The 10,121-nt window shown below is 68.9% G+C and carries 9 protein-coding genes; 6 read left to right on the forward strand and 3 right to left on the reverse strand.

The window, feature by feature from the left end:
- Positions 1–450 precede the first annotated feature (450 nt).
- The 5 genes from ACFWQC_RS11285 to ACFWQC_RS11305 all read left to right on the forward strand — a co-directional run bounded on the left by ACFWQC_RS11285 (position 451) and on the right by ACFWQC_RS11305 (position 6,028).
- Entirely contained in the window at positions 451–1,191 is a 741-nt protein-coding gene (locus tag ACFWQC_RS11285) for a hypothetical protein (RefSeq protein ID WP_378677232.1), read from the forward strand.
- 98 nt (positions 1,192–1,289) lie between these two features.
- On the forward strand, positions 1,290–2,147 hold the full coding sequence (locus tag ACFWQC_RS11290; protein WP_378677236.1) for an alpha/beta fold hydrolase: 858 nt from the start codon (positions 1,290–1,292) through the stop codon (positions 2,145–2,147).
- A 118-nt stretch (positions 2,148–2,265) separates the two neighbouring features.
- A complete protein-coding gene (locus tag ACFWQC_RS11295; RefSeq protein WP_378677238.1) occupies positions 2,266–4,056 on the forward strand; it encodes an FAD-dependent oxidoreductase in 1,791 nt (596 codons plus the stop codon).
- 26 nt (positions 4,057–4,082) lie between these two features.
- Entirely contained in the window at positions 4,083–5,135 is a 1,053-nt protein-coding gene (locus ACFWQC_RS11300; protein ID WP_378677240.1) for a maleylacetate reductase, read from the forward strand.
- The gene (locus ACFWQC_RS11305; protein ID WP_378677242.1) at positions 5,135–6,028 is read left to right on the forward strand and encodes a dioxygenase; all 894 of its coding nucleotides are present in this window, start codon (positions 5,135–5,137) and stop codon (positions 6,026–6,028) included. Before ACFWQC_RS11300 ends, ACFWQC_RS11305 begins: the two co-directional genes overlap by 1 nt.
- Positions 6,029–6,085: 57 nt before the next feature.
- Here the strand turns inward: ACFWQC_RS11305 and ACFWQC_RS11310 are convergent, their stop codons facing one another.
- On the reverse strand, positions 6,086–7,075 hold the full coding sequence (locus tag ACFWQC_RS11310; RefSeq protein WP_378677245.1) for a hypothetical protein: 990 nt from the start codon (positions 7,073–7,075) through the stop codon (positions 6,086–6,088).
- A gap of 101 nt (positions 7,076–7,176) precedes the next feature.
- Positions 7,177–7,944 carry a Clp protease N-terminal domain-containing protein gene (locus ACFWQC_RS11315; protein WP_378677247.1) on the reverse strand — a complete coding sequence of 256 codons (768 nt, stop codon included), beginning with the start codon at positions 7,942–7,944 and terminating at the stop codon, positions 7,177–7,179.
- A 42-nt stretch (positions 7,945–7,986) separates the two neighbouring features.
- On the opposite strand from ACFWQC_RS11315, the gene ACFWQC_RS11320 reads away from it, so the two are divergent.
- A complete protein-coding gene (locus ACFWQC_RS11320; protein WP_378677249.1) occupies positions 7,987–8,283 on the forward strand; it encodes a PIN domain-containing protein in 297 nt (98 codons plus the stop codon).
- A gap of 62 nt (positions 8,284–8,345) precedes the next feature.
- Here the strand turns inward: ACFWQC_RS11320 and ACFWQC_RS11325 are convergent, their stop codons facing one another.
- Positions 8,346–9,689, reverse strand: a complete 1,344-nt coding sequence (locus tag ACFWQC_RS11325; RefSeq protein ID WP_378677252.1) for an FAD-dependent oxidoreductase — start codon at positions 9,687–9,689, stop codon at positions 8,346–8,348.
- Between the last annotated feature and the right edge of the window lie 432 nt (positions 9,690–10,121).

Here is a 10,121-nt window from a genome sequence, read left to right on the forward strand (position 1 = left end):
GTCGCTCTACTTGCGAGTAACCGACCGTTTGATCCCCGACTATCCACCGCTCTCCAGAGTTATCCACAGGGTTGTGCACATGTGGGGGATTGTTGTGGATCCTTGGGCGGCGCCCGGCCGATGGTGTTCTCGTGGCTGCCCGATCTCCTCACTTCCGACCGCCGGACTACTCCGCTGCGCGGCCTTCCGTGGTGCGGCCGGTGCGCCTCGACCCGAGTGGCGAGACCGGACCTACCCCCGCGCCAGGCCCGGGGGCGTGAGTGGCGGCGGAGCAGCCACGGGTTCTACGTGCCGGCCGACGTCGATGCCCATGCGCCGATGCAGCGAGTGCTCGAGGCATCTGTGCTGCTCCCAGCGCATGCGGCGGTGGCCGGTTGGGCGGCGTTGGCGTGGATGCGATGCAAGTGGTTCGACGGCTACGACCTCTCAGGTCGACCGAGACCGGTGACGGTGGCGGCCACTGCTCACTCGTTGGTGTCACGTCCGGGCATCGCCGTATGCGGTGAGCGACTCCTCCTTTCTGACGTCCAGGTGGTCGACGGCGTCCGGGTGACGATCCCGGTGCGGTCGGTGACCTTCGAGATGCGCTACGCCCACGACCGGCGGGCGGCCGTACGAGCCCACGACATGGCGGCGCTCCATGACCTGGTCTCCATCGCGGAGATCTCCGAATGGGCGGTTGCGCACCGCGGCTGGACCGGAATCGCGCGGGTCCGGGATGCGCTCCACTTCCTCGATGAGAACGCATGGTCGCCGCCCGAGGTCGATCTCCGGCTCGCGTGGGAGGAGCTCGGTATCCGAGATGTCGTGTGCAACCACCCGGTGTTCGACCTCGCCGGCCGACATGTCGGCACGCCTGACGTGCTCGACCTGGAGGCCGGTGTCGTGGGCGAGTACGACGGCTCGCTGCACCTCGAGGGCAAGCATCGTGCCAAGGACATCCGGCGTGAGGGAGATCTGCGCGCTGTCAGTCTGGAGTACGTCACCATGGTCTCTGCCGACCTGCGCGATCCGTCCGGATTCAAGGCCCGCACCCTGGCCGCGCGGAAACGGGCACGAGCGGTGGCGGGGCCGAGGCGCTGGACACTGGATCCGCCGGCGTGGTGGACCCCATCGGTGACAGTGGCCGACCGACGAGCACTCTCGAGTGATGAGCGCCGCCGCCTGTTGAGCCATCGATGGGCGGCCTGAGCCCGTAGTCGGGGATCAGACGGTCGCTCTACTCGCGCGTAACCGACCGTTTGATCCCCGACTACCGGACTTTACTACTCGCAAGTAACATTGGTTGGGTGACCGAGACTTCCGCCCCCACGACCACCCCCGAGGCGTACGGAATCGAGCGCGCCGAGGGCACCAGCTTCACGCTGACCGTGGTTCGTGCGGCGGACCCCGAGGCGCCGACCGTGCTGGTCGTCCCCGCGATGGGCATGCCGGCCGGCTACTACGACAAGCTGATCGTGGCCTTCGCGGAGGCGGGGATCAACGTCGGCCGGATGGAGCAACGCGGCCACGAAGAGCTCGGCGGGCGGGTTGCCGGCTGGTCCTACGACTTCGGGTACGCCGACCTGGTCGATGACATCGCGGCCGCCGTCGACCGTCTCGGCGACCTGATCCCGGCCTCGGCCGGTGCGGCGTACGTCCTCGGGCACAGTCTCGGCGGCCAGGCCGCCAGCGCCTACGCCGCGCTGCAACCCGACCGGGTCGCCGGCCTGATCTACGTCGCCTCGCAGACGCCCTACTGGCGCAACTACGGCCCGGGCTTCCTGGTCGCCAGCCAGGTGATGGGCCTCGTCGGCCGCGTCGTCGGTCACTTCCCCGGCAAGCAGCTCAAGTTCGCCGGGCGCGAGGCCCGCACCCTGATGAAGGAATGGGCCCGGTACGCCCGCACCGGCCGGCTCCGCTTCGGTCGCCCGGCCCGCGACATCACCGGGGAGATGCGAGCTCTGAAGAAGCCCGCGCTGCTCGTCTCCATCGAGGGCGACTGGCTGGCCCCGAGCGCGACGGTCGACGAGATCCAGCGCCGGATGCCGGGGCTCGAGGTAGCCCGGGTCCACCTGGACGAGCCCGGCATCGACCACTTCAAGTGGACGCGTAGGCCGGGCTCGACGGTCGCTGCCGTCCGGGCGTGGCTCCCGCTCGACAGCTGAGTCGCGTACGCATTTCCGCCAATCAGCGACCCCACCTTTGAAGCTGCCCGAGCGGGCCGCAAGACTCGCCCTGAGGCTGCGTTCCCACACCCCGCCGTGGCCTCGGAAAGGTGAGAACATGCCAGTCTTCGACGACGGCCAGAAAGAGACCGAGGTCCCCGAGACCGAGGATGTCGTGACCACCGACGTCCTCGTCGTGGGATCCGGCCCGGCCGGCGCGTCCGCCGCGCTCTTCCTGAGCGAGCTCGGTGTCGACAACATCATGATCACGAAGTACCGCTGGACCGCGAACACCCCGCGGGCACACATCACCAACCAGCGCGCGATGGAGATCTTCCGCGACCTGGGCATCGAGGAGCAGGTGCTCGCCGACGCGACGCCGCACGAGCTCGTCGGTGACACCGTCTTCTGCACCAGCATCGCCGGCGAGGAGATCGGCCGCATCCGCACCTGGGGAACCCGGCCGGACCGGGAGGCCGACTACCAGCTGGCGAGCCCGTGCCTGACCGTCGACATCCCGCAGACGTACCTCGAGCCGATCCTGGTCCGCAACGCGACCGAGCTCGGCACCCAGACGCGGTTCTCCACCGAATACCTCAGCCACACCCAGGACGACGAGGGCGTCACCACGATCGCCCGCGACCGGCTGACCGGCCACGAGTACAAGATCCGCTCGAAGTTCCTCATCGGCGCCGACGGCGCCCGCACCCAGGTCGGCGCCGACATCGACCTGCCGCTCGAGGGTGCGATGGACATCGCCGGGTCGATGAACATCACCTTCAAGGCCGACCTCTCCGAGCTCGTCGACCACCGCCCCTCGGTCCTCTACTGGGTCATCCAGCCGGGCTCGAACGTCGGCGGGATCGGCACCGGCCTGGTCCGCATGGTCCGCCCCTGGGACGAGTGGCTGATCGTGTGGGGCTACGACATCAACCAGCCGCCGCCGGAGCTGACCGAGGAGTACGCGATCAAGGTCATCCGCGACCTGCTCGGGATGCCCGACCTGGAGCCCGACGTGACCGGCTACTCGCTGTGGGGCGTGAACGAGATGTACGCGACCCACGCCCAGAAGGGCCGCGTCTTCTGCGCCGGCGACGCGATCCACCGGCACCCGCCGTCGAACGGTCTCGGCTCCAACACCTCGATCCAGGACTCGTACAACCTGGCCTGGAAGCTCGCCGCGGTGCTCCAGGGCTATGCGGCGCCGTCGCTGCTGGAGTCCTACTCCGTCGAGCGTGCCCCGGTCGCCAAGCGCATCGTCACCCGCGCCAACCAGTCCGCGCGTGAGTTCGGCGAGCTCTTCGAGGCGCTCGGCGTCGTCGGTCTCGAGGGTGAGGAGATGGCCAAGGCCATCGAGGAGCGCAAGGCCAACACCCCCGAGGGTGCCGCCAAGCGCGCTGCGCTGGTCACCGCGATGGAGCGCAAGAACTACGAGTTCAACGCCCACGGCGTCGAGCTCGGCCAGTTCTACGAGTCCACCGCGATCGTCTCCGACGGCACCCGCCCGGCGCCGACCGACGACGAGGACCTCTACCACCGGATGTCGACCTCGCCGGGTGCGCACCTGCCGCACGCCTGGGTCGGGGACAACGTCGAGAAGCACGCGATGCTCGACCTCGCCCCCTACACGAAGTGGACGCTGATCACCGGCGTCGCCGGCGAGGCGTGGGAGGACGCGGCGGAGGCGGCCCGGACGAAGTTCGGGATCCCGCTCCAGACCGTCGTCATCGGCCCGGGCCGGCCGGTCACCGACCTCTACTTCGACTGGGCGAAGCTCCGCGAGGTCGAGGAGTCGGGCGCCATCCTGGTCCGTCCCGACAAGCACATCGCCTGGCGGGCCATGTCGCTTCCCGAGGACCCCGGCACCGCGCTGGGCGAGGCGGTCGCGACGCTGCTGGGCAAGGCCTGACCGGTTGTGACTGTGCGGGGGGATCGATGAAGTTCACGCACGAGTCGCTGCCGCAGCGGGTCCGCTTCGCCACCGGCGAGGCGGCCGCTGCGGTGGCAGCAGAGATCGACGAGCTCGGTGCGCGTCGGGTGATGGTCATCGCCGGCGCGCGCGAGGCCGAGCTCGCCGCTCGGGTGACGGCCGACGTACCGGTCGCGCTGCGCCACGACGAGGTCGTGATGCATGTGCCGGTCGAGGTCGCCGAGCGGGCTCGCGAGCGGGCGGCCGAGGCCGCCGTCGACGCGCTGGTGTGCGTCGGCGGTGGCTCGACCACCGGCCTGGCCAAGGCCGTCGCGCTCACCACAGGGCTGCCGATCGTGGCGGTCCCGACGACGTACGCCGGGTCCGAGGCGACCAACGTCTGGGGCCTGACCTCGGGCGAGACCAAGACGACCGGCATCGACGCCCGCGTCCTGCCGCGCTCGGTCGTCTACGACGCCTCGCTGCTGACCACGCTTCCGGGTGAGATGACCGTCGCCAGCGGCCTGAACGCGCTCGCGCACTGCGTCGACGCGATGTGGGGTCCGCGGGTGGACCCGATCGACCGGGTCAACGCCGCCGAGGGGATCCGCGGGCTCGCCGCCGGACTCCCCCTGGTCAAGGCCGACTCGGAGAGCATCGAGGGGATCGAGCAGACCCTCTACGGCGCCTATCTGGCAGCCGTCTCGTTCACCTCTGCCGGGTCGGGGATGCACCACAAGATCTGTCACGTGCTCGGTGGCATGTTCAACCTGCCGCACGCCCAGACCCACGCGGTCGTGCTCCCGCACGTGCTCGCCTTCAACGCGCCGTCCGCCCCCGAGGCGGAGGCACGGATGGCGGCGGCCTTCGGCGCGCCGAGCGCGGTGGCGGGACTCGGCGCCCTGCGTACGACGCTCTCGGCGCCGAAGGCGCTCAAGGACTACGGCATGCCCGAGGACGGCATCGCCAAGGCGGTCGCGCCGATCATGGCCGCGATCCCCGACAACAACCCGACCCCGGTCACCGAGGAGAACCTGACCGCGCTGCTGACCGCTGCGTGGGCGGGAGAGGAGAGCTGATGAGCGACGTAGCTGGCGTATCGCCGGAGCAGCAGGCGGTCGAGCAGACCCTGGTCGACACCGTCGTCGCGTCCTTCGACGCCTGCGAGGACCCGCGCCTGAAGGAGGTCATGGTCTCGCTGACGCGTCACCTGCACGCCTTCATCCGCGACGTACGCCTCACCGAGGACGAGTGGGCCGCGGCCATCGAGTTCCTGACCAAGGCCGGCCACATCACCGACGACGTACGCCAGGAGTTCATCCTCCTCTCCGACACGCTCGGCGCCTCGATGCAGACGATCAACATCAACAACCAGGCGTACGCCGACGCGACCGAGGCCACGGTCTTCGGGCCGTTCTTCGTCGAGGACTCCCCGGCGATCGAGCTGGGTGGGGACATGGCCTTCGGGGCACCGGGCGAGCCGTGCTGGGTCACCGGGACGGTCACCGGAACCGACGGAAAACCTCTGGTCGGAGCCAAGATCGAGGTCTGGGAGGCGGACGAGGACGGGCTCTACGACGTTCAGCGCGATGCCGGCGCGCGGGCGGCCCGGGCGCACCTGTTCACCGACGCCGAGGGCGGCTACCGGTTCTGGGGGCTGACGCCCACGCCGTACCCGATCCCGGACGACGGCCCCGTCGGCAAGATGCTGGCCGCGGTCGGGCGCTCGCCGCTGCGCGCCTCGCACCTGCACTTCATGGTCACCCACGAGGGCTGCCGCACCCTGGTCACCCACATCTTCCCGGAGGGCGACCCGATCGGCTGGAAGGACACCGTCTTCGGGGTCAAGGAGTCGCTGATCAAGAGGTTCGAGCGGCAGGCCGCCGGGACGCCGACCCCGGACGGCCGGGCCGTCGACGGCACCTGGTCGTCGGTGCGGTTCGACATCGTCCTCGCGCCCGTGGGGGCCTGAAACGTCCCTGGCGTGCTTCGGCCACAGGGGTGTTGCCCGGGCACGTCAGGGACCCCCTCACGGGGCCCGATGGACGGTGTAGGTGAAGTCCTCGTGGACCAGGACGTTGCCGGCGGAGTCCGTGATCACGAGGTGGTCGGTCACGCGGGAGTCGGGCGGATAGGAGTCGAACCCGATCGCCACCTCGGTCACGGTTTCGCCTTCGGGGAGGAAGGATCCCTTCACGTCGAGCCCGCCCTGCGGGGCCGGATGGTCCAGGGTGATCCGGAGGGTCCCGTGCACCCAGCCCTCGGTCCCCTCAGGCGTCAGGACCGGCTCGTTCACCGTGAACCGGTCCCCCTCCCGGAACGATCGGATCTCCGGCCGGACCTGCATCACCCGGGTGGCGCTCTTCCGATTCCGGGTCGCCCTGATCGTGACGTTGAACGCGGGCAGGGTCCCGGTGGAGGGCGCCTTCGTGGCCGCCGTGAAGGACGCCGTACGCCGCCCGGCCTGGATCGTGAGCGTGCCCGGAACCGTGACCCAGGACGAGCTCGAGGTGAGGCTCACCGCCAGGGACGTCTTGGCGACGCAGTCGAGCGTGACCGTCCCGGTGGCCCTCTGGCCGGCGTGGACGTAGGCGGGTAACGCCACCGCGGTGGGCACCGGCGTCGGGTAGCACGGGGTGGCCGTGCGGACGAGTGTCGCGCGGCGTACCACTTGCCGGTAGACCGTCTTGACCCTGCCGCTGCTGCGGACCGTCGTGGGTGAGGTCCGGACGGCGACCGCGCGTGTGCTCCGGCCCTTTGCGACATAGACCCATGCCGGGACCCGGATGCCCGTGCTGGCCCACAGTTGCACCTTGGCGCGTTTCGGAGTCCGGCAGGAGAGCCTGATCGTGGCGGTGGTCGACGAGCCTCCGGCGACAGTGCTCCTGGCAAGGGTCAACGACTTGAGCGTCGGCCGGCAGGCCGCCTCCGCTGACGGAGTCGTCACCGCGGCGGGCACGTTGAGGACCGCGACGGCCAGGACGATGCCGAGGACGAGTCGGCCGAAACAGCGTGACATGGGCTACCTCCAGGTCCTGGGAACGTATCGAAACCGCCGGCACGTGCTGCTCGCTCGCGCCGACGGTCCCTCAGATCAGGTAGCGCCCATTCCTGAGTCGGCTACTCCCCGGCGCCGGTGTCGGTGTCGGCCGAGGCGAAGTCGACCTTGAGCGAGTCGAGAATCGAGGTGATGCTCTGCTCGGTGCTCGCCTTCTCGATCCCGGCCTCGTGGAGGATCCCGGCGCCGTCCTCGTACTCGAGGAGGGCGAGCAGGATGTGCTCGGTGCCGACGTAGGAGTGCTCGAGCCGCAGGGCCTCGCGGAAGGTCAGCTCGAGCACCTTCTTGGCGTCGGCGGTGAACGGGATCATCTCGCCGACCTCGCCGTAGGGCTCCGGGGTGGCGGCGGTCGCCGCGGCGCGCACGGCGTCGAGGGTGACGTCCTGAGCCCTGATCGCGTGGCCCGCGACGCCCTCCGGCTCGGCGAGGAGGCCGAGCACGAGGTGAGGTACGCCGGTCTCCGCGTTCGCGGCCTTCCGCGCCTCCCCCTGAGCGGCGACGACGACGGTGCGAGCACGCGGGGTGAACTTCGCGAACCCGGCGTTCGGGTCGAGCGCCGTCTCGCCGGCCTTGGGGACGTACTTCTTCTGAGCTGCCTGCTTCGTCACCCCCATCCGGGTCCCGATCTCGGTCCAGGAGGCGCCGGAGCGGCGAGCCTGGTCCACGAAGTGCCCGATCAGATGGTCGGCCACCTCGCCCAGGTGCTCGCCGACCAGCATCGCGTCGGCCAGCTGGTCCAGCGGCTCGTCCCGAGCCTTCTTGATCGAGTCGATCAGGGTGTCGAGGCGTACGGCCTTGAGGGCAGGGTCTACATCGCGGGGAGTCGTCATGCGTCAACTCTAGGTTGACGACAGCGAAGCGTCAACCTCTGGTTGACGACCGTTGCAGGTGCGGCTCGCCTCGCGGCACGAGGGGATGAGATCGCGGCGCAGGCACTGACCGTCTGGCTCGAAGGGCTTGTGGAACAGTACGACGACCAAGTGCTGCCGGTCACTGCGGCGGTGGCGGACCGGTGGGGCGAGCTGAACTCGGTGCGGCCACTGCCGGCGGTGGACTCGCTACTCGCCGCGACCGCTCTCGAGCACGGGCTCACAGTTTCAACGCGCAACGCCAAGGACTTCGCGTCGACGGGGGTCGACGTTTACAACCCGTTCTCCGTCGACGCTTAGACCTCGGAACCGAAGCAGGGCCGGCCACCCTGGGGTGGCCGGCCCGCTGCGTACAGACTTGATCAGCTGTTGGAGATCTGGATCATCTCGTCGCGGGGGACGACCTTGATCCGCTCCCGGCCCTGGGCCTCGCCGAGCGAGCGCTCGTGGTTGTCGAGCCGCTCCCAGCCCTCGATGGTGGTGAACTCGACGCCCTTGCCGGACAGGTGCTCGAGAACCGCCGCGGGCGAGCCGAGCTCGGCGGGCTTGAGCTTGTCGAGGTCGTGGAGGAGGTTGTCGATGGTCTCCTTGGCGTCGGACTTGGTGTGGCCGATGAGGCCGACCGGTCCGCGCTTGACCCACCCGGTGACGTACGTCCCGTTGATGTGCTCGCCGTTGAGGTCGAGCACTCGGCCGCCGGCGTTGGGGATGACGCCGTTCTCGCTGTCGAAGGGCACGTCGGGGAGGGCCTCGGAGAGGTATCCGACGGCCCGGTAGACGGCCTGCACCGGGGTGTCGGTGAACTCGCCCGTGCCGGTGACGGTGCCGTCGCCGTTGTACTCGGTCTTCTCGCTGCGCAGCGCGACCACCTGACCGTCCTCGCCGAGGATCTCGACAGGGTTCTGCATCATGTGGATGACGATCTTGTGGGGCTTGTCGCCGGCGGGCGCCTCCATGTACTTCAGGAGGATGTCGGCCACCAGCTTGGTCGCCTTGTGGCTCTGGATCGCCTTCTCGCCGGCCTCGTCGATCTCGAAGCCCTCCTCCTCGACGACGACGTCGACCGAAGGGGAGTGGGAGAGCTCGCGCAGCTCCATCGGGCTGAACTTGATGTGTGCCGGGCCGCGGCGAGCGTAGACGTGGACCGTCTTGGCCGGGTTCTTCTTCAGCCCCTGGTAGACGTTGTCGGAGACCTCGGTGACCAGCTGCTCCTCGGCAGGCTTGGCCAACATGCGGGCGACGTCGAGCGCGACGTTACCGGCGCCGAGGACGGCGACCTCCTCGGCGTCGAGGGGCCACTCGCGGGAGACGTCGGGGTGGCCGGCGTACCAGCTGACGAAGTCGGCCGCACCGAAGGACTGGGGCAGGTCGATCCCCGGGATGTCGAGCTCGCGGTCGGCCATCGCGCCCGTGGCGAAGATGACTGCATCGTAGAACCTGTGCAGGTCGTCGAGCTTGAGGTCGGTGCCGAAGTCGACGTTGCCGATGAAGCGGATGCTGTCCTGGTTCAGGACGCGCTTCAGAGCCTTGATGATCTCCTTGATTCGCGGGTGGTCAGGAGCCACGCCGTAGCGAACCAGGCCATAGGGAGCAGGCAGGCGCTCGATGACGTCGACGCGCGCACCAGGGTGCTCCTTCGTGAGGATGTCGGCAGCGTAGATGCCGGCCGGGCCGGCACCGACGATCGCAACGCGGATGTCACGCATAAGGGAGTTCAACCTTCCGTGGAGGTACTAAGGCAAGCCTAAAGGGGGTTGTGTAACCCTCCGAATCCGTTCCACCAGGTGGTTACGAGGTCGTGCGTTGGGTTCACGCTCAATTCTAGAACGCGTTCTTGTTTTGGGTATGTCTGGGGACGTGATCTCGGACACGTACGGCGCGTCTGGGCGTTGTTTCTTTGGGGCGCTGGCTTCGATGGGTTGAGCCTTGTCGAGTCTGGGGTTGGTCTCGGGTGGGCGCGCTGAAGGAGCCGTGATTTCGTTCCGGCGTTCGCCGCCGACCCTTGCTTCGATTGTTTCTCGATCACGCACCGCGTCAAGGACGCGACGAGACTCACGAAAAGTGCCCGCGAAACACCTTCGGTGCCTCATCTAGGAGTGCCCGCGAACCGGTGATCCTCGGGGTGTATGAGGAGTGTG

It is taken from the genome of Nocardioides sp. NPDC058538 (genome assembly GCF_042719275.1).
Classification (GTDB): domain Bacteria; phylum Actinomycetota; class Actinomycetes; order Propionibacteriales; family Nocardioidaceae; genus Nocardioides.

What these genes read in the sequence shown, in the direction of transcription:
- ACFWQC_RS11295 (WP_378677238.1), top strand. Translation starts at nt 2,266, where the DNA reads ATGCCAGTCTTCGACGACGGCCAGAAAGAGACCGAGGTCCCCGAGACC.
- ACFWQC_RS11300 (WP_378677240.1), top strand. Translation starts at nt 4,083, where the DNA reads ATGAAGTTCACGCACGAGTCGCTGCCGCAGCGGGTCCGCTTCGCCACC.
- ACFWQC_RS11305 (WP_378677242.1), top strand. Translation starts at nt 5,135, where the DNA reads ATGAGCGACGTAGCTGGCGTATCGCCGGAGCAGCAGGCGGTCGAGCAG.
- ACFWQC_RS11310 (WP_378677245.1), bottom strand. Translation starts at nt 7,075, where the DNA reads ATGTCACGCTGTTTCGGCCGACTCGTCCTCGGCATCGTCCTGGCCGTC.
- ACFWQC_RS11315 (WP_378677247.1), bottom strand. Translation starts at nt 7,944, where the DNA reads ATGACGACTCCCCGCGATGTAGACCCTGCCCTCAAGGCCGTACGCCTC.
- ACFWQC_RS11325 (WP_378677252.1), bottom strand. Translation starts at nt 9,689, where the DNA reads ATGCGTGACATCCGCGTTGCGATCGTCGGTGCCGGCCCGGCCGGCATC.